The organism is Delftia lacustris, from assembly GCF_040267515.1.
In the GTDB taxonomy this organism is placed as follows: Bacteria; Pseudomonadota; Gammaproteobacteria; order Burkholderiales; family Burkholderiaceae_C; genus Comamonas; species Comamonas tsuruhatensis.
The window spans coordinates 2,227,853-2,253,478 of the sequence record NZ_CP141274.1; the positions used below are offsets into that span (position 1 = coordinate 2,227,853).

General features: G+C 68.9%; 21 protein-coding genes. 14 read left to right on the plus strand and 7 right to left on the minus strand.

From position 1 onward, the window contains the following. Positions 1-10: 10 nt before the first annotated feature. Positions 11-469, minus strand: a complete 459-nt coding sequence (locus U6958_RS11450) for a GNAT family N-acetyltransferase (RefSeq protein ID WP_013801551.1) — start codon at positions 467-469, stop codon at positions 11-13. 128 nt (positions 470-597) lie between these two features. Between U6958_RS11450 and U6958_RS11455 the strand changes: the two genes are divergently transcribed. Then, positions 598-2,940 (plus strand): FdhF/YdeP family oxidoreductase, encoded by a 2,343-nt coding sequence (locus tag U6958_RS11455; RefSeq protein WP_074921421.1) that lies wholly within the window; start codon positions 598-600, stop codon positions 2,938-2,940. A gap of 10 nt (positions 2,941-2,950) precedes the next feature. Next, positions 2,951-3,232 carry a hypothetical protein gene (locus U6958_RS11460; protein ID WP_012206611.1) on the plus strand — a complete coding sequence of 94 codons (282 nt, stop codon included), beginning with the start codon at positions 2,951-2,953 and terminating at the stop codon, positions 3,230-3,232. Here U6958_RS11460 and U6958_RS11465 read toward each other — a convergent pair. Further along, a complete protein-coding gene (locus U6958_RS11465; RefSeq protein WP_074921422.1) occupies positions 3,196-5,202 on the minus strand; it encodes a U32 family peptidase in 2,007 nt (668 codons plus the stop codon). The genes U6958_RS11460 and U6958_RS11465 overlap by 37 nt on opposite strands. Before the next feature lie 504 nt (positions 5,203-5,706). On the opposite strand from U6958_RS11465, the gene U6958_RS11470 reads away from it, so the two are divergent. The 4 genes from U6958_RS11470 to U6958_RS11485 all read left to right on the plus strand — a co-directional run bounded on the left by U6958_RS11470 (position 5,707) and on the right by U6958_RS11485 (position 10,391). After that, positions 5,707-6,957: a branched-chain amino acid ABC transporter substrate-binding protein gene (locus U6958_RS11470; RefSeq protein WP_074921423.1), complete on the plus strand. Its 1,251-nt coding sequence runs from the start codon at positions 5,707-5,709 to the stop codon at positions 6,955-6,957. Between the two features lie 60 nt (positions 6,958-7,017). Beyond that, complete coding sequence (tadA, locus tag U6958_RS11475; protein WP_208607048.1) at positions 7,018-8,337, plus strand: tRNA adenosine(34) deaminase TadA; 1,320 nt, start codon at positions 7,018-7,020, stop codon at positions 8,335-8,337. A 292-nt stretch (positions 8,338-8,629) separates the two neighbouring features. After that, a complete protein-coding gene (locus U6958_RS11480) occupies positions 8,630-9,622 on the plus strand; it encodes an LD-carboxypeptidase (RefSeq protein WP_034399682.1) in 993 nt (330 codons plus the stop codon). A gap of 19 nt (positions 9,623-9,641) precedes the next feature. Continuing rightward, positions 9,642-10,391 carry a sterol desaturase family protein gene (locus tag U6958_RS11485; protein ID WP_016449226.1) on the plus strand — a complete coding sequence of 250 codons (750 nt, stop codon included), beginning with the start codon at positions 9,642-9,644 and terminating at the stop codon, positions 10,389-10,391. Between the two features lie 129 nt (positions 10,392-10,520). On the opposite strand, the gene U6958_RS11490 is transcribed toward U6958_RS11485, so the two are convergent. Continuing rightward, complete coding sequence (locus tag U6958_RS11490) at positions 10,521-10,901, minus strand: hypothetical protein (RefSeq protein WP_016449227.1); 381 nt, start codon at positions 10,899-10,901, stop codon at positions 10,521-10,523. 185 nt (positions 10,902-11,086) lie between these two features. On the opposite strand from U6958_RS11490, the gene U6958_RS11495 reads away from it, so the two are divergent. Next, positions 11,087-13,621 (plus strand): penicillin acylase family protein, encoded by a 2,535-nt coding sequence (locus U6958_RS11495; RefSeq protein WP_074921424.1) that lies wholly within the window; start codon positions 11,087-11,089, stop codon positions 13,619-13,621. A gap of 35 nt (positions 13,622-13,656) precedes the next feature. Here U6958_RS11495 and U6958_RS11500 read toward each other — a convergent pair whose 3' ends face one another. Then, positions 13,657-14,634: an alpha/beta fold hydrolase gene (locus U6958_RS11500; RefSeq protein ID WP_074921425.1), complete on the minus strand. Its 978-nt coding sequence runs from the start codon at positions 14,632-14,634 to the stop codon at positions 13,657-13,659. 209 nt (positions 14,635-14,843) lie between these two features. Between U6958_RS11500 and U6958_RS11505 the strand changes: the two genes are divergently transcribed. From U6958_RS11505 to U6958_RS11520, 4 genes are all read left to right on the plus strand, one after another. Beyond that, positions 14,844-16,172: an ABC transporter substrate-binding protein gene (locus tag U6958_RS11505; RefSeq protein ID WP_074921426.1), complete on the plus strand. Its 1,329-nt coding sequence runs from the start codon at positions 14,844-14,846 to the stop codon at positions 16,170-16,172. Positions 16,173-16,269: 97 nt separating this feature from the next. Then, entirely contained in the window at positions 16,270-18,009 is a 1,740-nt protein-coding gene (locus U6958_RS11510; protein ID WP_012206599.1) for an iron ABC transporter permease, read from the plus strand. A gap of 6 nt (positions 18,010-18,015) precedes the next feature. Continuing rightward, on the plus strand, positions 18,016-19,107 hold the full coding sequence (locus U6958_RS11515; protein ID WP_016449231.1) for an ABC transporter ATP-binding protein: 1,092 nt from the start codon (positions 18,016-18,018) through the stop codon (positions 19,105-19,107). Positions 19,108-19,190: 83 nt separating this feature from the next. Continuing rightward, positions 19,191-20,102, plus strand: a complete 912-nt coding sequence (locus tag U6958_RS11520) for a LysR family transcriptional regulator (RefSeq protein WP_061287831.1) — start codon at positions 19,191-19,193, stop codon at positions 20,100-20,102. Here the strand turns inward: U6958_RS11520 and U6958_RS11525 are convergent. Beyond that, positions 20,075-20,722, minus strand: coding sequence for a TetR/AcrR family transcriptional regulator (locus U6958_RS11525; protein ID WP_016449233.1), 648 nt, complete (start codon positions 20,720-20,722; stop codon positions 20,075-20,077). The genes U6958_RS11520 and U6958_RS11525 overlap by 28 nt on opposite strands. A 320-nt stretch (positions 20,723-21,042) precedes the next feature. Here U6958_RS11525 and U6958_RS11530 point away from each other — a divergent pair, with 320 nt between their 5' ends. From U6958_RS11530 to U6958_RS11540, 3 genes are all read left to right on the plus strand, one after another. Then, entirely contained in the window at positions 21,043-22,467 is a 1,425-nt protein-coding gene (locus U6958_RS11530; protein ID WP_016451412.1) for an amino acid permease, read from the plus strand. Positions 22,468-22,488: 21 nt separating this feature from the next. After that, positions 22,489-23,583 carry a 4-hydroxyphenylpyruvate dioxygenase gene (gene hppD / locus U6958_RS11535; RefSeq protein ID WP_016449235.1) on the plus strand — a complete coding sequence of 365 codons (1,095 nt, stop codon included), beginning with the start codon at positions 22,489-22,491 and terminating at the stop codon, positions 23,581-23,583. Positions 23,584-23,687: 104 nt separating this feature from the next. Continuing rightward, on the plus strand, positions 23,688-24,749 hold the full coding sequence (locus U6958_RS11540; RefSeq protein WP_043790114.1) for an aldo/keto reductase: 1,062 nt from the start codon (positions 23,688-23,690) through the stop codon (positions 24,747-24,749). Positions 24,750-24,786: 37 nt separating this feature from the next. Here the strand turns inward: U6958_RS11540 and U6958_RS11545 are convergent, their stop codons facing one another. Further along, positions 24,787-25,413 (minus strand): hypothetical protein, encoded by a 627-nt coding sequence (locus tag U6958_RS11545; protein ID WP_074921427.1) that lies wholly within the window; start codon positions 25,411-25,413, stop codon positions 24,787-24,789. Then, on the minus strand, positions 25,410-25,625 hold the full coding sequence (locus U6958_RS11550) for a helix-turn-helix transcriptional regulator (protein ID WP_013801570.1): 216 nt from the start codon (positions 25,623-25,625) through the stop codon (positions 25,410-25,412). Before U6958_RS11550 ends, U6958_RS11545 begins: the two co-directional genes overlap by 4 nt. Between the last annotated feature and the right edge of the window lies 1 nt (position 25,626).

Here is a 25,626-nt window from a genome sequence, read left to right on the forward strand (position 1 = left end):
CGCTGGCGGCTCAAGCCTGCAGATGGCGCGCATAGGTCAGGAACACTTCGTCACGCACCCAGCCCAGCGACTCGTACAGCGCCTGGGCGCGCAGGTTGTTGCGGGCCGTGGTCAGGTCCATGCGTGCATGGCCCGTGGCGCGGGCATGGGCTTCGGCCGCCAGCAGCAGGGCGCGGCCCACGCCCAGGCGGCGCGCATCGGGCACCACGAAGAGGTCGTAGAGCACGTAGATGGGCGCGGCCAGCACCGAGCAGAACGAGGGGTAGAGCTGGCAAAAGCCCAGGGCGCTGCCGTCCGGTCGGCGGGCCAGCAGGATCACGGATTCGCCGCGCTCCAGCCGCGCCGTGATGAAGGCCAGCGCCGCGTCGGCATCCGCAGGTTGCTCGTAGAACTGGCGGTAGGCATCGAACAGCGGGGCGATCAGCGCGGCGTCTTCGGGGATGGCGGTGTGTATGGCTGTGGAGTTCATCGGTGGTCCGGGGCGGAGGTTGCCAGCATGGCGCAGGGCAAGGATGCCGTGCTCATATCTTTGCTGAATCTCTCCATTTGGAGATGTGATTTGACCTGGATCATGGACAGGCGGAACACTCCCGGCCCATGTCCGAACAAAAGATCGAGTTCTACAAGGGGGCCGCTGGCGGCTGGGGCGCACTGCGCAGCGTGAGCCAGGCCCTGATGCGCCAGGATATCGCCGTCAAGGGCGCCAAGACGCTGCTGTCGGCCAACCAGCCCGACGGCTTCGACTGCCCGGGCTGCGCCTGGCCCGACCGCAACCACCATTCCACCTTCGAGTTCTGCGAGAACGGCGCCAAGGCCGTGGCGGCCGAGGCCACGGCGCGCCGCGTGACGCCCGAATTCTTTGCCCGGCACACGGTGGCCGAGCTCATGGCGCAAAGCGATTTCTGGCTGGAGGACCAGGGCCGGCTCACCGAGCCCATGGTGTACGACGCGGCCAGCGACCGCTACCGGCCTATCGCCTGGGACGACGCCTTTGCACTGATTGCCCGCCACCTGAACGCGCTGCCCGACCCGAACCAGGCCATCTTCTACACCTCGGGCCGCGCCAGCAACGAGGCGGCCTTTCTCTACCAGCTGTTCGTGCGCGCCTACGGCACCAACAATTTCCCCGACTGCTCCAACATGTGCCACGAGCCCAGCGGCAGCGGCATGAAGCCGCAGATCGGCGTGGGCAAGGGCACGGTGCAGCTGGCCGATTTCGAGCAGGCCGATGCCATCTTCATCTTCGGCCAGAACCCCGGCACCAACCACCCGCGCATGCTGGGCGAGCTGCGCGCAGCCCACAAGCGCGGCGCGCGCATCCTGAGCTTCAACCCGCTGCGCGAGCGCGGGCTGGAGCGCTTCCAGGACCCGCAAAGCAAGCTGGAGATGGCCACCCTGGGCGCCACGCCCATCAGCACGCATTACTTCCAGCTGCGCGTGGGCGGCGACATCGCGGCCGTCAAGGGCATCATGAAGCATGTGATCGCGCAGGACGATGCACTGGGGCACGGGTGCGGCGGCGTGCTGGACCATGCCTTCATCGCCGAACACACGACCGGCTTCGAGGCCCTGGCCGAGGACCTGCGGGCCGAGGACTGGGGCCTGCTCGAGGCCGAGTCCGGCCTGAGCCGCGCGCAGATGCAGACGGCGGCCGAGGTCTACATCGCCGCCCGCAGCACCATCGTCTGCTGGGGCATGGGCATCACGCAGCACATGCATTCGGTGGCCGCCGTGCAGATGCTGGTCAACCTGCTGCTGCTGCGCGGCAACATCGGCCGCCCGGGTGCGGGCGCCTGCCCGGTGCGCGGCCACAGCAATGTGCAGGGCGACCGCAGCATGGGCATCTGGGAAAAGCCGCCGGCCGCGCTGCTGGACCGGCTGCAGCAGGTCTTCGGCTTCGAGCCGCCGCGTGCCCACGGCGTGGACGTGGTCGAGTCCATCCGCCTCATGCTCGAGGGCAGGGGCAAGGTCTTCTTCGCGCTGGGCGGCAACTTCGCGGCGGCCACGCCCGACACGCATGCCACCTGGCAGGCACTGCGCCGCTGCGACCTGACCGTGCATGTGACCACCAAGCTCAACCGCAGCCACCTGGTGCACGGCCGCGAGGCGCTGATCCTGCCCTGCCTGGGCCGCACCGAGATCGACATGCAGGCCACCGGCCCGCAGGGCGTGACGGTGGAGGACTCCATGGGCATGGTCCATATCTCCAGCGGCATCAACCCGCCTGCGTCCGAGCACCTGCTCAGCGAGATCGCCATCGTCGCGCGCCTGGCTGCCGCCACGCTGGGCGCGCAGCGGCCCGTGCCCTGGCTGGAGCTGGCCGGCGACTATGCGCGCATACGCGAGCTGATCGAGCAGGTCTTCGACGACTTCCACGACTTCAACGCGCGCGTGGCCGTGCCGGGCGGCTTCAAGCTGCGCAATGCGGCGAGCGAGCGCATCTGGGAGACGCCCCGGGGCAAGGCCGGCTTCTTCGTGCACGCCGTGCCGCGCGATACGCCCGTGCACCGCGCGCGCGCCGCGCGCAGCCCCGGTGCATCGCCGGTGTTCACGCTGTTCACCACGCGTTCGCACGACCAGTACAACACCACCATCTACGGCATGGACGACCGCTACCGCGGCGTCTTCGGACAGCGCCGCGTGGTCTTCATCCATGCCGAGGACATCCGCGCCCTGGGCATGAAGAATGGCGACTGGGTGGACCTGCAGACGGTGTGGGATGACGGCCAGCAGCGCAGCGCCGAGCGCTTCAGGCTCGTGGCCTACGACATTCCGCGCGGCTGCATCGCTGCCTACTATCCGGAGACCAATCCGCTGGTGCCGCTGTCGGCCACGGCCATTGTGGCGGGCACGCCCAGCTCCAAGTCCATTCCCGTGCAGCTGGTGGCGCACCGGCTGCCTGCCGTGCCGTCTCCCGCGCTGGAAGAAATGGCGGCCTGAAGTGCAAGGCATGGAAGAACTGGCCGCCGCCATCCTGCGCGAATTGGCCACCGAGCCCGCACCCATGTCCCTGCCCAGGCTGGGCAAGCGACTGGGGCAGGGCGCCAGCGTGCTCATGCGCTGCCTGGCGCTGATGGGCGATGCGCCCATTGCCGGCACACCGGGGCCGGGCTGGGTCAGGCTGGAGCAGGAAGAGGGGCGGTGGCTGGCGGCCCTGACGGAGCGCGGGCGCTTGTGGGTGGAGGCCGAGGCCTGTCAGGCGCTGGCCGAGGGCACGGGCCGCGTGCGGTAGAACTGCATCGGAAACTCCTGCATTTCCTTGGCGTGCTGGTTGATCACCGCGCGCTTCATCTTGCCCACCACGTGCATCTCGCAGGGCTTGCAGTCGAAGCGCAGCGTGAGTTTTTCCTTGCCGTTGATCAGCTGCAGCGGCTCGGCCTTGATGGTGCCCTTGACGCCGATGACGCCCTTGGCCTGCTTGGGGCACAGGCTCATGGAAAAGCGCACGCAATGCTTGGTGATCATCAGGCTGACTTCGCCTTCTTCTTCCTTGCTCTCGTAGGCCGCGTCGATGACCTTGACGCCGTGCTTGATGTAGAAATCGTGCGCCTTCTGGTTGTAGACGTTGGCCAGGTAGGTCAGCGTGTCCTCGGGGAAGGGCACGGGCGGCTCCACGGGCAGGGCGCGCGGCAGGCGCACGAAACCGGCCTGGCGCGCGGCCTCCAGCGCGGCGACGGCGTCGCGGCGCAGCTGGTTCAGGGCCGAGGCCGGCACGAACCAGGGCTGGCTCAGTTGCAGGCCGATGTCATGCACGGAAAAAATGGTGGCGCCGAAGCGGCCCAGCTGCTCGCGCAGCGTGGCCTCGGCACGGGCTGCGTCGGTGGCGGCCTGGTGTTCCTGCACGATGGCGGCGGTGGCGGTGAAGCCGTCCTCGTCGGTCAGCGTGAGCGCAAAGCCGTCGGGCGTTTCCTTGAGTTCGGCCCACAGGCCGATGCGGCGGTCGCTGGATTTCTTGTCCAGCGTGCGCACCCAGGCCATGTCGCGGTTGCGGTTGACTTCCAGGCCCCTGCGCAGATCCTTGAAGCCGGCGATGGGGTCCTTGGGGAACAGGCGCCACAGCGACTTCTTCGCATCCACCGACTCGGCGCGGTTGATCTGCAGGCCCACCAGTTCCTTTTGCAGGTCGTAGTAGCACAGGCCGTCGCCGTTGTGCAGTTCGGTGTCGCGGCTCGAGGTCTCGATCTCCACGAAGTTCTCGCCCACCTTGGTGACCCAGCCGATGGCGCGGCCCGGTGTCTTGGGCGTGTCGAAGGCGCCGATGTCGTCCTTGCGGCCGTTGACGAAGTAGTCGGTGAACTCGCGGTTGAAGTTCTGGTCGGGGTCGGGCGTGAAGCTGAACGTGGTGCTGCCCGAGGACGAGCGCGCCAGGGGCGTGTCGGAGAACTCGCGCTCCTCGATGATTTCGTCCAGCAGCTTGCGGTAGTGGGCCGTGATGTTCTTCACATAGCCCATGTCCTTGTAGCGGCCCTCGATCTTGAAGCTGCGCACGCCGGCGTCGATCAGTGCGCGCAGGTTGTCGCTCTGGTTGTTGTCCTTCATGGACAGCACGTGCTTTTCGTGGGCAATGATGCGGCCGCTGGCGTCCAGCACCTCGTAGGGCAGGCGGCAGGCCTGGTTGCAGTCGCCGCGGTTGGCGCTGCGGCCCGTGTGGGCGTGGGTGATGTAGCACTGGCCCGAGTAGGCCACGCACAGCGCGCCGTGCACGAAGAATTCGATGGTGGTGCGCGCCGGGTCGGTGGCCGCACGCACGGCGGCGATCTGCTGCAGGTCCAGCTCGCGCGCAACGACGATCTGCGACAGGCCGGCATCCTGCAGGAAGCGGGCCTTCTCGGGGGTGCGGATGTCGGTCTGGGTGCTGGCGTGCAGCTGGATGGGCGGCAGGTCCAACTCCAGCAGGCCCATGTCCTGGATGATCAGCGCGTCGGCACCGGCCTCGTAGATCTGCCAGGCCATCTTGCGCGCGGCCTCCAGTTCATCGTCGCGCAGGATGGTGTTGAGCGTGATGAAGATGCGGCTGCCGAAGCGGTGCGCGTGGTTGATCAGGCGCTGCAGGTCGCGGATGTCGTTGCCCGCCGTGGCGCGCGCGCCGAAGGCCGGGCCGCCGATGTAGACGGCGTCGGCGCCATGGTTCACGGCCTCGATGCCGATGTCGGCATCGCGCGCGGGAGACAGGAGTTCGAGCTGGTGGGGCAGGAGGGACATGGGGCTTTGTGGTGTTCTGTGTTCGTACCCGCACCGGCGTGGGGGGCCGGGCGTCGGGCGCAATGCGGGGGAAACTGGCCCCCACGCTACCCTTGCTGCGCAAGGTCCGCTGCCCCCCAAGGGGGCCGCTTTTTGTCTTGGGGCGGCCCGGCGACAAAAAAAGGCCCCCACTCTTGGGGCGGTCCGGCGACGAAAACCTCGCAGCCCGCTTGCGGTGAGGCGCAGCATTATCGCCGCAGCCCCGAAAAAACGCGCGCCAGGGGGTATGCGCCCGATGCCCGGACGCGCAGCGCCGGTTTTTGCCTATCCTTTAGGATGCGCACTGCACGGGCCGGGCCGCCATGCCGGACACCCTGGCCCGTGCCTGCTCCGCCCTCTGCCTGGTGCGCTTTCGCTGCGCCAGTCCTTGACCGGCCGGGCAGCGCCCGAGTGGGCCACGCCGCAGCGGATTTCGTTTGCCAGGGCGCCTGTTTCACAGATTGACCGTTTTTTCCAGGAGTTGCCATGCACGCCTCGATTCGCCATTTCCCGTGGGCCGGCCCGGCCCTGCTGTGCGCCATGCTGGGCAGCGGCGGCCTGGCCTGGGCGCTGCCGGGAAGCGGCCCGGCCAACGGGCAGGCGGCAGGGGCTTCCGCTGCGGCGGCTGCACCCGGTACGGCCGCTGCACCCGCTGCACCGGGTGCAGCCGATGCGCCCCTGGTGGTGCGCATTGCCCATGCCGGGCCGGTGTCCGGCCCCATTGCCAGCCTGGGCAAGGATGAGGAAAACGGCGTGCGCATGGCCCTGGACGATCTCAATGCCAAGGGCCTGGAGATCGGCGGGCGCAAGCTGCACTGGAAGCTGGAGGCCGGCGACGACGGCGGCGACCCCGGCCAGGCCGTGGCCCTGGCCCGGCGCCTGTGCGACAAGAAGGTGGCGGCCGTGGTCGGCCACCTGCAGTCGGGCACCACGCTGCCGGCCACGTCCATCTATCAGGACTGCGGCATCGTCATGGTCACGCCTGCGGCCAGCAACCCGGCCATCACCCAGTCGGGCTATGACACCACGTACCGCGTGATCGCCGACGACCGCGCCATGGTCGATGCGCTGGTGTCCCACGCCGTGGGCAAGCTGGGCGTCAAGCGCGTGGCCATCATCGATGACCGCTCGGCCTACGGCCAGGGCATCGTGGCGCTGTTCGAGGCCCAGGCGCGCGAGCAGGGCATCGAGATCGTGGACAAGCAGTACACCGGCGACAAGTCCACGGACTTCGTCCCCATCCTCACGGCCATCAAGGGCAAGAAGCCCGACGCCATCTTCTTCGGCGGCCTGGATGCCCAGGCCGGCCCCATGCTCAGGCAGATGGCCCAGCTGGCCATGGACAAGGTGCGCTTTCTGGGCGGCGACGGCCAGTGCACGCTGCGCCTGCCCGAGCTGGCCGGCAACGCGGCGCCGCTGCGCAACGTGACCTGCGCCGTCGGCGGCAGCCCGTTGGAGCGCATGCCGGGCGGCGCTGCCTGGAAGCAGCGCTATGACCAGCGCTTTGCCGACCAGTACCAGGTCTTCAGCCCCTACGCCTACGATGCCACCATGGTGCTGGCCCAGGCCATGGTGCGGGCCGACTCCATCCGGCCCGATGCCTATATCCCCTATCTGCGCCAGACCCGGTATGAGGGCGTGACGGCGCCGATTGCCTTCACGCCCCAGGGCGAGCTGCAGGCGCCGGTGGTCACGCTGTACCACTACGCGCAGGGCGTGCGCAAGGCGCTGCCCTGACGCGCTGACGACGTGGCTGCCGAACACCCTTTCTTGCCGCAGGCCGACGACGAGGCCTGGATGCGCGCCGCCCTGGAGCTGGCACGCGCCGCTGCCGGGGCGGGCGAGGTGCCCGTGGGCGCCGTCATCGTCAAGGACGGCGCCATCATCGGCCGGGGCCGCAACGCGCCCGTGGCCCACGGCGATCCCACGGCCCATGCCGAGGTGCTGGCGCTGCGCGATGCGGCCGCGCACCTGGGCAACTACCGGCTGGACGACTGCACGCTCTACGTGACCCTGGAGCCGTGCACCATGTGCAGCGGCGCCATGCTGCATGCGCGCCTGGGCCGCGTGGTCTATGGCGCGGCCGAGCCGCGCACGGGCGCGGCCGGATCGGTGCTGGACGTGTTTGCCCTGCCGCAGATCAACCACCACACGCAGGTGACGCGCGGCGTGCTGGCCGGCGAATGCGCGGCCCTGATGTCGGACTTCTTTCGCACGCGCCGGGCCGAGCAGCGCGCGGCCCAGCCGCATCCGCTCAAGGACACGGCGCTGCGCCATGCGGATTCCACCTTCGGCGGCTTTGCCCAGCCGCAGTGGCGCAGCGACCTGCCGGCGCTGGCAGGCCTGCGCCTGGCCGTGGTCGATGAAGGACCGCATGATGCACCGCTGACCTGGCTGTGCCTGCACGGCAGCCCGGCATGGGGCCAGCTGTTCCAGCCCATGCTGCCCGGGTGGCTCCAGGCCGGCCATCGCGTGGTCGTTCCCGACCTGCCGGGCTTTGGCCGCAGCGACCAGCCCAAGAAGGACAAGGCGCACAGCGCGGCCTGGCATGTGCAAGTGCTGCGCGAGCTGGTGCTGGCGCTGGACCTGCGGAACATCGTGCTGGTCGGCCATGACGATGGCGTGCACCTGGGCCTGGCCGTGGCGCAGGCCGAGCCCGCCCGTTTTTGCGGCGCCTGGCTCATGAATGCCTGGCCCGCAGGCCCGGCGCCCCATGCCTGCATGCAATGGTTTGCGCAGGCGGCGCGCAAGCCGTCATGGCCCGTGGGCCGCGCCATGCGCGAGGTGGGCGAGGAGGCCGGCGCACAGCCGCAGGCCTGGAACCTGCCATTTTCCCAACCCGGCCACCGCGCCGCGCTGCAGGCCTGGCCCCGGGTGCGGGCCGAAATGCCTGCGCTGCCGATGGCGTTGCTGGCGCAGTGGAGCCAGCAGCAGCGCCTGTGGGTGCAAGGCGGCGAGCACGATGTGCTGCTGCCCGCGCCCGCATGGCGACAGGCCTGGCTGCAGGCGCTGCCACAGCTGCCGCCGGCGCAGCTGCGCCTATCCCCGTGCGGCCATTGGGTTCCCCTGTGCGCAGCCGGCATGGTGGCCGACGCTGTGGAATACTTCCGCCCATAGGCCAGCGCCGCCGGCCCCTTGCCGGGGCTGCGCGGCGCAAGGTCCCCGTCTTCACTCCCCTTGCAATATGGAGCATGCCGGCCAGGGCCGGCATGGAACCACCTTGGCCACTTCGCGCAGTTCCCGCACCCCCCGCACAACGGCAGCCGCTCCCGCTACCGTTTCAGCCCCCGTTTCTGCTCCCGCAGAACACTCGCACGAGCATGTGCATTCAGCCGACGGCCAGTGCTGCGCGCATGGCCACGGGCGTGCCGATGACCATGGGGATGCCCACGACCACGACCACGAGCATGTGCACGCCGCCGACGGCAGCTGCTGCGGCCACGCGCATGACCAGGGGCCGCGCCACATCTACATCTACTCGCCCGCCGGCGCCGTGCGCGACAAGGCCGGTTTCAAGCGGGCCGTGCGCCGCCTGGAGGCCATGGGCCACCAGGTGGAGATCGATGCCGATGCGCTGAGCAGCCACCAGCGCTTTGCCGGCGACGACGCCACGCGCCTGGCGGCCATCGACCGTGCGGCGGCCAGCGGTGCCGACCTTGCGCTGCCCACGCGCGGCGGCTACGGCCTCACGCGCATCCTGCCGGGCATCAAGTACAAGGCCGTGGCCAAGGCCATCGCAGGCGGCACGCGCTTCGTGGGCCTGAGCGACTTCACGGCGCTGTCGCTGGCCCTGCTGGCCAGGACCGGCGCCACCACCTGGGCCGGCCCGCTGCTGGTGCACGACTTCGGCCGCCCCGATGCCGAGGGCGGCGTGGACGACATCATGCTGGACTGCTTCAACGACCTGCTCAGCGGCCAGGGCGAGGGCGCAGGCTGGCAGATGCCGAAGATCGGCCTGCGCGAAGACGGCAAGCCTGCCGTCAAGGACTTCTACATCAGCGGCGGCGCCACGCTGTGGGGCGGCAACCTGGCCGTGCTGGTGTCCCTGCTGGGCACGCCGTACTTCCCGCAGATCAAGGGCGGCATCCTGTTCCTGGAAGACGTGGGCGAGCATCCCTACCGCGTGGAACGCATGCTGACCCAGCTGCTGCATGCCGGCGTGCTGGCCCAGCAAAAGGCCATCGTGTTCGGCCAGTTCAGCGAGTTCAAGCTCAGCTCGCATGACAAGGGCTTCAAGCTGCAGACCGTGATCGACTGGCTGCGCAGCCAGGTCAAGTGCCCCGTGCTGCAGGGCCTGCCCTACGGCCATGTGCCGACCAAGGTGATGCTGCCCGTGGGCGCGCCCGTGTCGCTGTCGGTCGAAGGGCGCGATGCGCTGATCTACTGGGGCCACGTGCACTGAGCGGCAAGGAGCAGACGGCATGCTGCAGATGTGGGAGTTCGCGGCCTACCCGCTGCTGGCGCTGATGTTCGTCGGCATCTTCACGCGCGAGGTGATCGCGCCGGCCTCGCGCAACCATTGCGACCGGCGCTGGCTGATCCTGTCCACGCTGCTGGGCCTGGGCACGCTGGCCACCACCTTGGCGGTAGGCCATCTGTTCTCGGACGGCATCCGCCGCCATGCGCTGCTGGACGTGGGCCGGCAATGGCCGGCCTGGGCCGTGGGCGCACTGAGCTTTGTGCTCACCAGCTTTGTCTTTTACTGGTGGCACCGCGCCACGCACCGATCGGACACGCTGTGGCGCCTGTTCCACCAGCTGCACCACAGCGCGCCGCGCGTGGAGGCGCTCACGGCGTTTTTCGCCCATCCCATGGACACGGCCGCCGCCGTGCTGCTGAGCGCGCTGTCCAGCTACTGGGTGCTGGGGGCCAGCCCGCTGGCTGCCGCCTTCGCCATCGGCCTCACGGGGGCGTTCGACCTGTTCCTGCATGCCGACATCCGCACGCCGCGCTGGCTGGGATACATCGTGCAGCGGCCCGAGATGCACACCGTGCACCACCAGTACGGCCACCATGCGCAGAACTACGGCCTGCCCGTCTGGGATCTGCTGTTCGGCACCTGGGCCAATCCGGCCGAGCGGGTGGAGCGCCTGGGCTTCGATGCCGACAAGGCCGAGCGCGTGACCGACATGCTGCGCTGGCAAGACGTGCACAAGCAGAACTCCCCCTGAGGCGCTGCGCGCCTTCCCCCTCTCGCTTCGCGGGGGGCGGCGCGGCCGGCGTAGGCCCTTGCTCGCTGTCCCTTGTTCTTGGCCGCGCCAGTTTTTGAGGCTCTGTACGGTGGCGGTGGGGGCTGACTGCTATTCGAGGTAGCGGCCGTTTTCCTTGCGGCGGGCGCGCATGCCGGTGCGCAGGAAGAGCACGGTGCCGCCTTGCTCGGCCAGCGGCGCGCGCGTGTCGCCGCACAGGTGGGCGTCCAGGCGCTGGGGCAGGTTCTCCAGCAGGGAGCGGATGGCGGACAGGTCGGTGTCGGCCGCTTCGGGGTGGTCGCGCACGAAGCCTTCAAGGTAGGCGCGGGCATCGGCCTGCAGCTGCTCGCGCGTGGTGGCCAGCGAGACGTAGCTGACGCCGGCCTGGCCCGGCGCCTCGGTTCCCAGCAGGTAGCAGCCTATGTAGTCACCACGGGGCTGGCCCACGGGCGGGTCCTGGCTGAGCTTCTTCAAGAGGCTGAAAGGCCACATTCCTGGTACTTCCTGTTTCTGTCTGGCGCCCTGCATCCATTTGCGCAGGGCGGGCGCTGATTGTCGCCTGAAGGCGGGGCCAGACTTGCTGACGATTCGTCGTGAGCAATGTGAGCAATGGACCAGTTCATATGCTACAAACTGCAACACTACGATATGAAAAAAGGCAGGGGGAAGGGAGAAGAATGGGAATCATGCGAATCCTGAACTCGCGATGGTGGAGCGTGGGCGCCGTGGCGGTGGTCGGCTCGGCCTTGCTGGCCGGCAGCGCGGTGGCCATCTATGCCGTGCGCGTGCAGCCGGTGCTCGACGGACAGCTCACGCTGGCCGGCCTGGAGCAGCCCGTGCGTGTGCGGCGCGACGAGGCCGACATCACCCACATCAGCGCCTTCACGCCGCAGGACCTGTGGCGCGCGCTGGGCCATGTGCATGCGCAGGAGCGCGGCTGGCAGCTGGAGTTCAACCGCCGCCTGATGCACGGCACGCTGTCGGAGATCCTCGGGCCGGCCACGCTGGATACCGACAAGCTCATGCGTGCGCTGGACATACGCGGCGCGGCGCGGCGCCAGTACGCATCCCTGCCCGCCAACGCGCGCGAGGCGCTGCAGGCCTACAGCGAGGGCATCGCGGCCTTCTATGCGGCCCTGCCCATGCGCCAGCATCCGCAGGTGCCCGAATTCATGCTGCTGGGTACCACGCCGGGCGGAGGCGACAGCTCGGCCTGGGCGCCCGAGGACAGCGTGGGCTGGGCGCTGATGATGGCGCTGGACCTGGGCGGCAACTGGGGCAACGAGTTCGCGCGGCTGGCCGCGCTCTCGCAACTGGACACACAGCAGCTGTGGCAGCTGATGCCACCCTATCCGGGCGAGGCGCCGGCCACCTCCACCGACCTTGCGGCCCTCTACCGGGGCCTGGGCGTGTACCGCCAGGAGGCACAGGCGGCGTCTGCGCCCAAGGTGGCTGCCGCCGGCGAGGCGAGCGATGCCTGGGCCCGCTGGTCCCGCGACATGGTGCGCGATGCGGGCACCAACGACGGCAAGGGCAGCAACAACTGGGTGCTCTCGGGCAGCCGCACGGTCAGCGGCAAGCCCCTGCTGGCCAACGATCCCCATCTGGGCCTGAGCGCGCCCGCCATCTGGTACTACGCGCGCCTGCAGTCGCCCGCCGGCCATGCGCAGGACGGCACGCCGCTGGCGCCCATCGATGTGGTGGGGGCCACCCTGCCGGGCCTGCCCTTCGTGGTGCTGGGGCGCACGCGCGAGGTGGCCTGGGGCTTTACCAACACCAATCCCGATGTGCAGGATCTGTACCTGGAGCAGATCGATCCAGGCAACCCGGGCCGCTACCGCACGCCGGACGGCTGGGCGCCTTTCACCGAGCGCAGCGAGCGCATCAGGGTCAAGGGCCGGGCCGATGTGCAGCTCACGCTGCGCAGCACGCGCCACGGCCCCGTGATCAGCGATGTGCAGCCCCAGTACGAGGCCGTGCTCGACAAGCGCCGCTACGCCGTGGCCCTGCGCTGGGCCGCGCTGGACACCGACAACCTCACCGTGCAGGCCGGCCTGCGGGCCAACGAGGCGCGCAGCGTGGCCCAGCTGTTCGAGGCCTTTGCCGACTACCACTCGCCCATGCAGAGCATCGTCGCGGCCGATGTCCATGGCGACATCGGTTTCAAGGCCGCAGGCCGGGTGCCGCTGCGCGCGGCCGACAACGACCTGCGCGGCGTGGCGCCCGCGCCGGGCTGGGAGGCACGCTACGACTGGCAGGGCTGGCTGCCCTACGACCAGGCCCCGCAGGACGATGGAACGGCGCAGGGCTATCTGGCCACCGCCAACCAGCGCATCACGCGCGAGGGCTATGCCCACTTCCTCACCCAGGACTGGAGCCTGCCGTACCGGCACCAGCGCATCACCGAACTCATCGATGCGAAGGACAGGCACGACGTGGTCAGCATGGCCTCCATCCAGAACGACCAGACCTCGCTGGCCGCCCGCGCCCTGCTGCCGCAAATGCTCAAGGCCCTGGACGAAGCGCCGGCCACACATCCGCTGGCCGGGCAGGCGCGCCGGGTGATGGCGCAGTTCGACGGCCGCATGGATGCCGCGCAGGCCGCGCCCCTGATCTTTGCCGCCTGGGTGGACGAACTCACGCGCGGCCTGGTGATCCCGCGCATTGGTGCGCAGACCTTTGCGGCCACCTATGGCAAGCGCGACTACCGCGCAGGCATCGAAGGCATGCTGGAGCGCCGCGATGGCTGGTGGTGCGCAGCGGCGGGCTGCAGCGCCCAGGTCAGCCAGGCGCTGGACCGGGCGCTGGCGCGCCTGCAGGCCACGCAGGGCAGCGACCTGGGCCGCTGGCGCTGGGGCGCGGTGCATGCGGCCCTGAGCAGCCACCGGCCGCTGGGCAGCGTGGGGCTGCTGGCGGGCATCTTCAATGTCAGCGTGCCTTCGGGCGGCGACAGCTACACCGTCAACGTGGGCCAGTACCTGCCCGGCGATGCCAGGGCGCCGTTCGCCAACCGCCATGCGGCATCGCTGCGCGCCATCTACGACCTGGCCGAGCCCGAGCGCTCGCTGTTCATCTACCAGACCGGCCAAAGCGGCGTGGCCCTGTCCAGCCGCTATGCGGACATGTCTGCCGAATGGGCCGACGGCCGCTACCGGCCGCTGCAGATGGCGCCCGCGCGCTGGCGCCATTCCATGATGCTGCGGCCCCAGTAGGTTGCAGCAGGCTGCAGCAGCGGCGCGCGCAGGCCTCAGGTGCTGAGGAATTGCTCGATCAGCCCGGCCACGGCCGCCGGCTGGTCGTGGTGCAGCATGTGGCCGGCGTCCTGGACCACGGCCGTGCGGCAGTCGGCAATCTGCCCGATGCGCTCGTGGTACTCGGCCAGCGTGTAGCGGTCCTTCCACCACATGCCCAGGCTGTCGTCGCTGGCTTCGATGGCCAGAACGGGCGCGGTGATGGCACGGTACAGGGCCAGGATTTCTTCCACGCGGAACAGCTGCGCGCTGATGAGCTTGTGCGCCGTGTCGCCCAGGATTTCCCAGCGGCCCTGCGCATTGGGCGCCGCCCAGTGGTGGGCCAGCCACAGCGCCTTGTCCTCGGGCAGGCGGCGGTTGGTCTTCATCAGCCGGCGGGCCACGTCCTGCACGCTGTCATAGCTCTTGAGTTCCATGCCGCCGCTGCGCAGCTGGCGCAGCTCGTCCATCCACTGCGCATAGCGCGCAGGCGCCTGGTCTGGCCGGGTGGCCGGCATGCCGAAGCCTTCGAGGTTGACCAGCCGGCGTATGCGCGCAGGCCGCGCGCCCGCATACATCATGGACACGTTGCCGCCCATGCTGTGGCCCACCAGGTCCACGGGCGTATCGCCCGCCAGGGTGTCCAGCAGATGGTCCAGGTCGCCCAGGTAGTCGGCAAAGTCATGCCGGTCGGCAGGCCAGGCCGGCCGGCTCAGGCCGAAGCCGCGCCAGTCCGGCGCAATGATGCGGCGCCCCGCCATGAAGGCCTCGCCAAAGGCATCGACCACGAACTGGTAGGAGGCCGCCACATCCATCCAGCCGTGCACCAGCACCAGCGGCGCCAGCGCGGGATCGCCATCCACAGGTCCCCACTCGCGCACGTGGTACTCCATGGTGCGCACCGGCACCATGCGCGAGCGCCAGGGGCGTGTGGGAGCGTAGATGGGCGCTTCTTCAGCGGCCGTGGCGGGGAGGGAAGAGGGGGCTTGCAGCATCCCGCCGATTATTCCGGTTTGCTGCTGTGCAGCAGTCAGGGGCGGGACAGCGGTGGCGCGGGATTTCCCTGTGGCGGCAGACCCGCAGGTAGTAACCCGAGCGCCGCCGCCGCTGATGCACGGCATCAGAAACAATGATTGGCCGGCCGGGCCGGCGCTGCCTACAGTGGGTTGCAGATCGACCGCACAACAACCCGAAGGAGACAGCAATGCAGCAACGCAGATGGCTGACGGCCGCCATGGCCGCAGGATTGTGGGGCGCCGCCATGGCGGCGCAGGCCGGCACGGTGACGGTGCTGACCTCGTTTCCCAAGGAGCTGACCACGGCCTACCAGAAGGCCTTCGAGGCGGCCAATCCGGGGATCAAGATCGAGATCCTGAACAAGAACACCACGGCCGCCGTGGCCTATGTGCGCGAGCTGCCCGAGGGCCAGCGGCCCGACATCATGTGGGCCAGCGCCCCTGATGCCTTCGAGGTGCTGGCGCGCAACAAGCTGCTGACCGCCGTGCCCGAGACGCGCAATCCGGCCGCGCCCGCCAAGATCGGCAACTACCCGCTCAACGACCCGCAGGGCCTGTACTACGGCCAGGCGCTGGCCGGCTACGGAATCATGTGGAACACGCGCTACCTGAAGGCGCACAAGCTGGCGGCGCCCAAGGAGTGGAGCGACCTGACGCGGCCCGAGTACTTCGGCCACATCGCCATCTCCTCGCCCTCGCGTTCGGGCACCACGCAGCTGACGGTGGAGACCATCCTGCAGGGCGAGGGCTGGGACAAGGGCTGGCGCCAGTTGCTGTCCATGATGGGCAACGCCGCCGCCGTGACCGACCGCAGCTTTGCCGTGCCCGATGGCGTGAACAACGGCCAGTACGGCATAGGCATCGTGATCGATTTCTTCGGGCTGGCGGGCAAGTATTCGGGCTTCCCGGTGGACTTCGCCTACCCGGCGATGACGGCCGTGGTGCCGGCCAACATCGCGCTGATCGCGGGCGCCAAGAATGCCGACGAGGCGCGCAAGTTCATGGCCTTCACCATGTCGGTGCCGGGCCAGCAGCTGCTGTTCGACCCCAAGATCAGCCGCCTGCCCATCCTGCCCTACAGCCAGCTGAAGGCGCCGGCCGGCTACCCCGTGCCGCAGGAGGTGGCGCAGCGCGCCAAGGTGCAGTTCGATGCCAACCTGTCCGAGTCGCGCTATGCCGTGGTGATCAGCCTGTTCGACCAGATGGTGACCTTCCGCCTCAAGGAGCTGCAGGCGGCCACGCGCGCCATCCAGGAGGCGCACAAGGCCCTGCAGGCCAAGCCCAATGCCAAGGGGCAGGAGCTGCTGGCGCAGGCGCGCGACATCGCCTACTCGCCGCTGGTGGGCGAAGCCAATGTGAAGGACGAGCAGTTCCTGGAGCTGTTCCGCAAGAGCCGGCGCGATGTGGCCGTGTCCAAGGAGCTGACGGGCCTGGAGCAGATGTGGGCCGACAAGGCGCGTGCCAACTACGAGCGCGCGGCCAAGCTGGCGGCCGAGGCGCGCGGCCTGGCCCGGTAGGTGGCGCAGTAGGTGGCGTGGTAGGTGGCGCAGGGGCCCGGCACCGGGCGCCTGCATGCACTCCCCTTGACAGTCTCTTTCGCTGCGGAGCATTCGCATGAGCATCGATTCCATGGCGGCGCCCGGCGCCGCCCCCCTTGCTGCGCGCGCACGGCGCATTCCGTCGGGCTGGGGGCCGTGGCTGGCCTTCGCGCTGATCCTGGCCTTTTTGCTGGCCTTTCTCATCGTGCCCGTGGGCATGGTGGTCTACACCGCCTTCGTCAATGAAGGCGGCGGGCTCACGCTGGGGCACTTCGGCAATTTCTTCGGCCAGACCGTCTTCCGCGAGTCGTTCTTCAACAGCCTGGGCGTGTCCCTGGCCAGCGTGTTCTTCGCCAGCCTGATCGCCGTGCCGCTGGCCTACCTGACCGTGCGCTTCGAGTTCCGGGGCGCGCTGCTGATACAGACGCTGGGCGTGCTGCCGCTGATCATGCCGCCCTTCGTGGGGGCGGTGGCGCTGCAGCTGATCTTCGGGCGCAGCGGCTCGGTCAACCTGCTGCTGGACGACTGGTTCGGCTTCACCGTGCCCATCATGGAGGGGCTGACGGGCGTGATCTTCGTGGAGAGCATCCACTACTTCCCGTTCATCCTGCTCAACCTCGTGGCGGCCATGCGCAATATCGACGGGGCCATGGAGGAGTCGGCGCTGAACCTGGGCTCGCGTGGCTTCCGGCTGTTCCGGCGCGTGATCTTTCCGCTGGCCATGCCCGGCTACCTGGCGGGCGCGGCCCTGGTGTTCGTGAAAGTGTTCGACGACCTGGGCACGCCGCTGGTGATGGGCGTGACCAATATGCTGGCGCCCCAGGCCTATCTGCGCATCACCTCGGTGGGGCTCGATGATCCGCTGGGCTATGTGATCAGCGTGATCATGATCGCGTTCTCCATCGTCGCCCTGTGGCTGGCTGCGCGGGTGATGAAGGGCAAGGACTACGCCACGCTGCAAAAGGGCGGCAGCGCGCTGCAAAAGCGCCGGCTGTCGGCCTGGGAGGCGCTGCTGGCCTATGGCTGGATCGCCCTTGTGCTGCTGGTGGTGCTGGCGCCGCACATCGGCATCTTGCTGATGTCGTTCTCCAAGGTCTGGAGCTTCTCGGTGCTGCCCGACAGCTACACGCTGGAGCACTACGCCACGGTGTTCACCGACTCGGGCTACATGATCGGCAACACGCTGCTGTACTGCCTGATGGCGGCGGGCATCGACGTGGTGATCGGCACCGCCATCGCCTACCTGATCCTGCGCACCCGGCTGCCTGCCCGGCAGTGGCTGGACTACCTGGCCTCGGTGGCGCTGGCGATTCCGGGGCTGGTGCTGGCCATCGGCTACCTGCGGCTGTTCAAGGGCGTGAACCTGCCCTTCACCGATACGCCCATCGTCACCACCTGGGTGCTGATCATGCTGGCCTATGCGGTGCGGCGGCTGCCGTATGCGCTGCGCTCGTGCATGGCGGCGCTGCAGCAGGTGCACATCTCGCTGGAGGAGGCCGCGCAAAGCCTGGGCGCGGGCCGTACCAGCGTGATACGGCGCGTGATGGTGCCGCTGATGGCCGGCGGCATCCTGGCCGGCTTCGTCACCAGCTTCATCACGGCGGCGGTGGAGCTGTCGGCCACCATCATGCTGGCCTCGGCCCAGAGCCAGGCGCCCATGAGCTACGGCATCTACCTGTACATGCAAAGCATCTCGGGGCGCGGGCCCGGTGCGGCATTGGGCGTGCTGGCCGTGGTCGTGGTCGGCCTGGGCACGTATTTCTCGCACCGCTTCGTGGAGCGCTCGCGCGCCACCGTGCAATCGACTTCGGAGTGAAACGCCATGCACCTGGACCCTGTCTCCCTCGAATGCAGGCACATCAGCCTGAGCTACGGCAGCAACGAAGTGCTGCGCGACGTCAACCTCAAGATCGAGCCCGGCGAGTTCTTCGCGCTGCTGGGGCCTTCGGGCTCGGGCAAGTCCACGCTGCTGCGGCTGATCGCGGGCTTCAACCGGCACCAGCGCGGCGAGCTGCTGGTGGGCGGGCAGGACATCACGGGCGTGCCGCCGCATGCGCGCAACATCGGCATGGTGTTCCAGAACTACGCGCTGTGGCCGCACATGACGGTGTACGACAACGTGGCCTTCGGCCTGGTCGAGCGCCGCGAAAGCCGCGACACCATCCGCCGCAAGGTGGGCGAGGTGCTGGAGCTGGTGGGCCTGTCGCAGTACGCGCAGCGCCGCCCGGGCCAGCTGTCGGGCGGGCAGCAGCAGCGCGTGGCGCTGGCGCGCACCGTGGTCATCGCGCCCAAGCTGCTGCTGCTGGACGAGCCGCTGTCCAACCTCGACAAGCAGCTGCGCGTGCAGATGCGCGAGGAACTGCGCAGCCTGCAGCGCAAGCTGGGCTTGACCACCATCTTCGTCACCCACGACCAGGAAGAGGCCATGACCACGGCCGACCGCATGGCCGTGCTCGACAAGGGCGTGCTGCAGCAGGTGGGCTCGGCGGCTGGGCTGTACGACTATCCGGCCAACCGCTTCGTGGCGGGCTTTGTCGGCACGGCCAATGTGCTGGAGGGCGAGGTGCTGCCGACGACAGGCGAGTCGCTGGTCTTCAAGGTGCCGGGCCTGGGCACGCTGACCCTGCCGCGCCCGGCCCAGCCGCCCGTGCCGGGGCGCGCAGCGCTGGCCTTCCGGCCGCACCAGGTGCAGATTGCGGTGCGCGACGATGCGGGCGATGCCTCGCGCGTGTGGGTGGAAGGGCAGATCGAGAGCGCCGAATTCCTGGGCGAGTTCTCGCGCTACCGCGTGCGCGTGGGCGAGGTGGCGGTGGTCGCCGACCAGGCGCACTACGCGGGCATTGCCATGTTCCCCATGGGCATGCCGGTGCGCCTGGGCATCGAGCCCACGCAGCTGCGCTACCTCGATGAGTGAACGATGAGACGGCTAGGGATGTTCCCTGACACCCGGGCCTGCCCGGGCCGCAGGCCCTGGCGCCTGCGCTAGGCTGGGCGCCCATGGAGATGTATCAGCTGCGCGCCTACGTCACGGCGGCCACGCTGGGCAGCGTCACGCGCACGGCCGAGGCCCTGCACCTGACGCAGCCCGCCATCACGGCCCAGATCAAGGCGCTGGAGGAAGAGCTGGGCGTGGCGCTGTTCGACCGGCGCCCGGGCCGCATCAGCCTCACGCGGGCCGGCGAGGCCCTGATGGAGCCCGCCCGGCAGGTGCTGGATGCGGCAGGACGGCTGCAGGGCCAGGCCCGCGAGCTGCAGGGCGAGGTCACCGGCCAGCTGCTGCTGGGCACGGTGGCCGACCCCGAGGCGCTGCGCCTGGGCTCGCTGCTGCATGGCCTGGTGGAGGCGCTGCCGCTGCTGGACATCAAGACACGCCATGGCTGGGCCGAGGAGCTGCGCGCGCAGGTCGCGGCCGGCGGCCTGCAGGGCGCGTTCTACATCGGCGCCCACATGCCGCGCGACCTGGGCGCGCTGGTGCTGCAGACACTGCACTACCGCGTGGCGGCGCCGCCCGCGCTGCGCGAGCGCGTCCTGCAATCGGGCTGGAAGGACCTGGCGCAACTGCCCTGGATCGGCGCGCCAGCGCAGCACCATGAGCAGGCCCTGCTGCTGGCGCTGTTCGCCCGCCAGGGGCTGAGCCCCAATCAGATCGTGGAAAGCGATGCCGCCGCCGCGCCCGAGAGCCTGGTGCGCGCCGGCCTGGGCTTGGCGCTGCTGCGCGAGGACCGCGCCCTGGCCGCGGCCGAGCATGGCTGCGTGGCCATCTGGCCGCATGCGCGCGTGTCGGCGCAGCTGGGCTTCATCCACCCGCGCGAGGCCGAGCACGACCCGGCCCTGGTGGCCACGCTGTCGCAGCTGCGCAGGGTCTGGGGGTTGACCGAGGTTCAGGCGGCGGCGCCGCCGCCGGCCTGAGGGGTGCCTGCCTGGACGATGGCCTCGACCAGCGCATCGAGGCTGCCCTGGCGTTCCTGCTCGCCCACCTCGAACAGCTCCAGCACGCCGGTGCCGCGCAGGATGGCGAAGGCCATGGCCGCAAAGCCCTGGGGGCGGGGATGGTGGGCCGCGATCTCGGGGAAGACGTCCAGGAAGCGGGTGTAGAACACGCTGTCCACATGTACCCGGCGCGCGTCCACGCGGTCGAACAGCGAGGGGGAGGCCTTGCAGCCGAAGAACATGCTCCAGGCCGCCTGGTAGTTGGCCGCGCCGAAGATGTTGTCCCAGGCCAGGGTGACGAAGGCCTCGGCACGCTCGCGCAGGGGCAGGGCCTTGTCGGGCCAGACCGTGCCCTGGTCGCTCAGCGGCTCCATGACCTCGATGACCAGCCGCTCCATCAGCGCATCGCGGCTCTCGAAGTGGTGCTGCAGCGCGCCCAGCGACACATCGGCGCCGCGCGCGATGGCCTGCAGCGTGGCGCTCTTGAAGCCGCCCTCGCGCAGCAGCGCCAGGGCGGAGTCGATGATCTTGCGTTGCGTTGTCTCCACACGCTCGGTCTGCGGCGTGCGTGCGCGCCGCTGCGTGGCGGACGTCGTCATGTTCTGGGCTCCAGAGGGCAAAAAAATAATAGTAGATTGTTTTTGTTTGTTGCGGGCGTTCAACCGTTGCCGCAGTGCGGCATGGCGGGCGGCAATGCGTCGATGGCCTTCGCTACTCCTTCTTCTTGGGCTTGTCCATAGGGATAAATTACAAGAAATAATAATTTATTGTTTTTTATAGTTGATACCCATCAACAAGGGGCGCACAAGGCCCCGCATTCCAACAGGCACCCCACGAGGAGACATTGCCGTGAAGACCACCGAAGTGTTCCAACCCCTGCGCCGCCGCGCGCCTTGCTGAGAGCCGGAGCACCCCCTTGATGCACAGTTCTTCTTCGCAGGGCCATCTGGAGCGCAGGCTCAAGAACCGCCATATCCAGCTCATCGCGCTGGGCGGCACCATCGGCACGGGCCTGTTCCTGGGCTCGGCCGGCATCATCGAGCTGGCCGGCCCGTCCGTGCTGCTCGGCTACGCCATTGGCGGGCTGATCATCTTTTTCATCATGCGTTTCCTGGGCGAGATGCTGGTCGAGGAGCCCAACGCGGGCTCGTTCAGCTATTTCGCCAACCGCTACCTGGGCCGCTTCGCGGGCTTTCTGGCGGGCTGGAACTGTGTGGCGCTGTATGTGCTCGTGGGCATGCTGGAGCTGACGGCCGCAGGCAAGTTCATCCAGTTCTGGTGGCCCGGCATACCCACCTGGGTGACGGCGGCGGTGTTCTTCGTGCTGATCAACGGCGTGAACTTCATCAACGTCAAGGCCTATGGCGAGTTCGAGTTCTGGTTCGCGCTGATCAAGATCGTGGCCGTGATGGCCATGATCGGCGCAGGCCTGTATTTGCTGTTCAGCGCCGACCGGCCCGAGCAGACCGTGCGCAACCTGTGGACGCACGGCGGCTTCTTCCCCAACGGCTTCTCAGGCCTGGTGATGGCCTTCGCCTTCATCATGTTCGCCTTCGGCGGCGTGGAGATGCTGGGCTTCGCGGCGGCCGAGACCGACCAGCCGCGCACCGTCATCCCCAAGGCCGTGAACCAGCTCATCTACCGCGTGCTGGTGTTCTACATCGGCTCCATGGCCGTGCTGATGTCGCTGATGCCCTGGACGGACCTGCTGGGCCAGCTCAAGGCCGGCGGCGACACCTACAGCAGCAGCCCCTTCGTGCTGGTGTTCTCGGGCCTGGGCGAGAACGTGGCCGCCCACCTGCTGAACTTCGTGATCCTCACGGCCACGCTGTCGGTCTACAACAGCATGGTCTACAGCAACAGCCGCCTGCTGTACGGCATGGCCAGCGAAGGCAATGCACCGCGCTCGCTGATGCAGGTCAACCGCCGCGGCGTGCCGGTGCGGGCCATCGTCTATCCGGCCATCTTCACGGCGCTGGCCATCGTGCTGAACTATGTGGCGCCGGCCGGCGTGCTGGAGTTGCTGATGTCGCTGATCGTGGCGGCCCTGGTGATCACCTGGACCATCATCATCGTGGCGCACTGGCGCTTTCGCCGGGCCCATGCGGCACGCGGGACCGTGCTGGGCTTTCCCGCACCGGCCGCGCCGCTGACCAATGCCATCTGCCTGGCCGCCATGGCCCTGGTGGTGGGCGTGATGCTGCTGACACCGTCGGTGCGGTCCTCCGCGCTGGCCATTCCGATCTGGGTCCTGGTGGTCTACGGGGCCTATCGCCTCGTGTTTCGCCAACGTCCCACGCCTGTGCTGGAATCCGTACTGGAACCCGCGCACATCCCCCGTTGAAACCTTCAAGGAGAACCAACCATGGCAGACCTGTTCGACAACCCGATGGGCCTGATGGGCTTCGAATTCGTGGAATTCGCATCGCCCACGCCCGGCGTGCTGGAGCCGCTGTTCGAGAAGCTGGGCTTCACGCTGGTGGCCAGGCACCGTTCCAAGAACGTGCTGCTGTACCGCCAGGGAGGCATCAACTTCATCATCAACAATGAGCCGGGGCAGGCCGCCTATTTCGCTGCCGAGCACGGCGCCTCGGCCTGCGGCTTGGCCTTCCGCGTCAAGGATGCGCACCAGGCCTACAAGCGCGCGCTGGAGCTGGGCGCGCAGCCCGTGGAAATTCCCACCGGCCCCATGGAATTGCGCCTGCCGGCCATCAAGGGCATCGGCGGCGCGCCGCTGTACCTGATCGACCGCTTCGACGAAGGCAAGTCCATCTACGACATCGACTTCGAGTTCCTGCCCGGCGTGGACCGCAACCCCAAGGGCCACGGCTTCCAGGTGGTGGACCACCTGACGCACAACGTCTACCGCGGCCGCATGACCTACTGGGCGGACTTCTACAGCAAGCTGTTCAATTTCCGCGAGATCCGCTACTTCGACATCTCGGGCGAGTACACCGGCCTGGCTTCCAAGGCCATGACGGCGCCCGACGGCCTGATCCGCATCCCGCTGAACGAGGAATCGCGCCAGGGCGGCGGCCAGATCGAGGAATTCCTCATGCAGTTCAACGGAGAGGGCATCCAGCACATCGCGCTGCTGACGGACAACCTGCTGGACTCCATCGACCAGCTGCAGATGGCCGGCATTCCGCTGCTGACCGCGCCCAACGACATCTACTACCAGAACCTGGAAGGCCGCCTGCCCGGCCACGGCCAGCCCGTGGGCGAGCTGCAGGCACGCGGCATCCTGCTGGACGGCACGACCGAGGGCGGCCAGCCGCGCCTGCTGCTGCAGATCTTCTCCCAGCCCATGCTGGGGCCCGTGTTCTTCGAGTTCATCGAGCGCAAGGGCAACTACCGCGAGGGCTTCGGCGAAGGCAATTTCAAGGCCCTGTTCGAGTCCATGGAGCGCGACCAGATCAACCGCGGCGTGCTGCAGGCCGAGGCACCGCAGGGCGCCTGATCCCGACGGACGCAGCGCGCCCGCCCGGCCCTGGCCGGGTGGGCGCGCTGTCGTCAGGGTAAACACGGGCGGCCCTACACTCGGTGCCCATGAATTCCCCCTCGATGCAACCGGTGGCGCTCGGTCAAAGCGCATTGCAAGTCAGCCCCATCTGCCTGGGCACCATGACGTTCGGCGAGCAGGTCGGCGAGGCCGAGGCCTTTGCCATCATGGACCGCGCGCTGGAGCGCGGCGTGGACTTCTTCGACACGGCCGAGATGTATGCCGTGCCCGCACGCGCCGAAACCTGCGGCGCCACCGAAACCATCATCGGCCGCTGGTTCGCCCAGCGCCCTGGCGCGCGCGCCAGGGTCGTGCTGGCCACCAAGGTGGCCGGTCCTTCGCGGGGCATGCCCTGGGTGCGCGAGGGCAAGGGCATGACGGCGGCCGACATCGCCGCCTCCTGCGAAGGCAGCCTGCGCCGCCTGGGCACGGACGTGATCGACCTCTACCAAATCCACTGGCCCGAGCGCAACGTGCCGGCCTTCGGCCAGCTGTACTACGACCCGTCCAAGGAAAGCTCGCAGACCGGCATCCATGAGCAGCTCGAGGCGCTGGGCCGCCTGGTCCGTGAAGGCAAGGTGCGCCACATCGGCCTGTCCAACGAAACGCCCTGGGGCGTGCACGAATTCGTGCGCCTGGCCGAGCAGCACGGCCTGCCGCGCGTGGCCTCGGTGCAGAACGCCTACTGCCTGCTCAACCGCAGCTGGGAAAATGGCATGGACGAAAGCTGCCACCGCCTGGGTGTCTCGCTGCTGGCCTATTCGCCGCTGGCCTTCGGCCTGCTCACGGGCAAGTTCGACGTGCATGCGCCCACCGATCCCGCTGCGCCGCAGGCCGCACGCATTGCGCGCTACGAGTCCGTGCGCAAGCAGCGCTGGGGCCGGCCCGAAGCCCTGGCCGCCGCGCGCCGCTACAACGCGCTGGCGCGCGAGCACGGCATGACGCCCACGCAGCTGGCGCTGGCGTTTTGCTACACCAAGTGGCAGGTGGCCAGCACCATCATCGGCGTGACCTCGGTGGCCCAGCTCGATGAGGACCTGAACGCCTGGGGCACGCAACTGTCGCCCGAACTGCTGTCGGCCATCGACGCCATCCGCTGGGAAGTGCGCGACCCTGCGCAATAGGCCTCGGCCCTGCGCAATAGGCCTAGGCTCTGCGCCTTCAGCGGCTGCACTCGCCCTTGAGCGCAGCGGCCGCCAGCATGGGCAGGCTCAGCAGGCCCATGCCGCCGCCCTTGAACTCGCCCTTCATGCAGTCGCCCTGGGCGGCCTCGCGCATGCCGCTGGCCAGCGGGTCCTCGCGCTGCGCATGGATCTGGGGCCTGACCAGGCCCTGCCGGGCCGCCGATTGCACGGCCTCGCGGCCTGCGGCCGAGTCCAGCAGGCGGCCCATGGCCCTGGCGCTGCGCGCGGCGTCCGGAGCGGCCTCGGTGTCGGCGAGCACAGGCGCCTGCGCGGCGGCTGTCGCGGCCTGCTCCGTTGCCTTTGCAGCCCCTGCGCTTTGCCTTAATGGCGGTGCGACGGCGGCGGTGTCCGGCCGCCGCGTAGGCGCGGGCGCCGGTCCGGGCCGGGCAGCCACTGGAGCAGGAGCAGGAGAGGGGGCCGGCGTCGGCGTCGGCATCGGCATCGGCATCGGCGTCTCGACCCAGACCACCTGAAGGCGGTGCGCCTCGGCCTGCCCGGTGCCGGGCCGCCCAATCTCCGGGGCCAGACCCTGCCACAGCAGCGCCCCGTGCAGCAGCAGCGACAGCAGCAGGCCCGCGATCAGCCGCAGCCGTCCGCTGCTCAAGCCTCGGGCCCTGCCACCCATTCCAGCAGGTCGCCGGGCTGGCACTGCAGTGCCTCGCAGATGCGCTCCAGCGTGTCGAAGCGCACGCCGCGCACCTTGCCGCTCTTGAGCAGGGAAATATTCTGTTCGGTGATGCCGACCATCTCGGCCAGTTCGCGCGAGCGCATCTTGCGGCGCGCCAGCATCACATCGAGGTGGACGATGATGGGCATG

Coding starts and splice junctions, on each gene's coding strand:
- U6958_RS11490 (WP_016449227.1), bottom strand. CDS start 10,901: ATGTGGCCTTTCAGCCTCTTGAAGAAGCTCAGCCAGGACCCGCCCGTG.
- U6958_RS11510 (WP_012206599.1), top strand. CDS start 16,270: ATGAGCATCGATTCCATGGCGGCGCCCGGCGCCGCCCCCCTTGCTGCG.
- U6958_RS11520 (WP_061287831.1), top strand. CDS start 19,191: ATGGAGATGTATCAGCTGCGCGCCTACGTCACGGCGGCCACGCTGGGC.
- hppD (WP_016449235.1), top strand. CDS start 22,489: ATGGCAGACCTGTTCGACAACCCGATGGGCCTGATGGGCTTCGAATTC.
- U6958_RS11530 (WP_016451412.1), top strand. CDS start 21,043: ATGCACAGTTCTTCTTCGCAGGGCCATCTGGAGCGCAGGCTCAAGAAC.
- U6958_RS11455 (WP_074921421.1), top strand. CDS start 598: ATGTCCGAACAAAAGATCGAGTTCTACAAGGGGGCCGCTGGCGGCTGG.
- U6958_RS11460 (WP_012206611.1), top strand. CDS start 2,951: ATGGAAGAACTGGCCGCCGCCATCCTGCGCGAATTGGCCACCGAGCCC.
- tadA (WP_208607048.1), top strand. CDS start 7,018: ATGCGCGCCGCCCTGGAGCTGGCACGCGCCGCTGCCGGGGCGGGCGAG.
- U6958_RS11500 (WP_074921425.1), bottom strand. CDS start 14,634: ATGCTGCAAGCCCCCTCTTCCCTCCCCGCCACGGCCGCTGAAGAAGCG.
- U6958_RS11540 (WP_043790114.1), top strand. CDS start 23,688: ATGCAACCGGTGGCGCTCGGTCAAAGCGCATTGCAAGTCAGCCCCATC.
- U6958_RS11465 (WP_074921422.1), bottom strand. CDS start 5,202: ATGTCCCTCCTGCCCCACCAGCTCGAACTCCTGTCTCCCGCGCGCGAT.
- U6958_RS11485 (WP_016449226.1), top strand. CDS start 9,642: ATGCTGCAGATGTGGGAGTTCGCGGCCTACCCGCTGCTGGCGCTGATG.
- U6958_RS11525 (WP_016449233.1), bottom strand. CDS start 20,722: ATGACGACGTCCGCCACGCAGCGGCGCGCACGCACGCCGCAGACCGAG.
- U6958_RS11495 (WP_074921424.1), top strand. CDS start 11,087: ATGGGAATCATGCGAATCCTGAACTCGCGATGGTGGAGCGTGGGCGCC.
- U6958_RS11515 (WP_016449231.1), top strand. CDS start 18,016: ATGCACCTGGACCCTGTCTCCCTCGAATGCAGGCACATCAGCCTGAGC.
- U6958_RS11550 (WP_013801570.1), bottom strand. CDS start 25,625: ATGCCCATCATCGTCCACCTCGATGTGATGCTGGCGCGCCGCAAGATG.
- U6958_RS11450 (WP_013801551.1), bottom strand. CDS start 469: ATGAACTCCACAGCCATACACACCGCCATCCCCGAAGACGCCGCGCTG.
- U6958_RS11505 (WP_074921426.1), top strand. CDS start 14,844: ATGCAGCAACGCAGATGGCTGACGGCCGCCATGGCCGCAGGATTGTGG.
- U6958_RS11470 (WP_074921423.1), top strand. CDS start 5,707: ATGCACGCCTCGATTCGCCATTTCCCGTGGGCCGGCCCGGCCCTGCTG.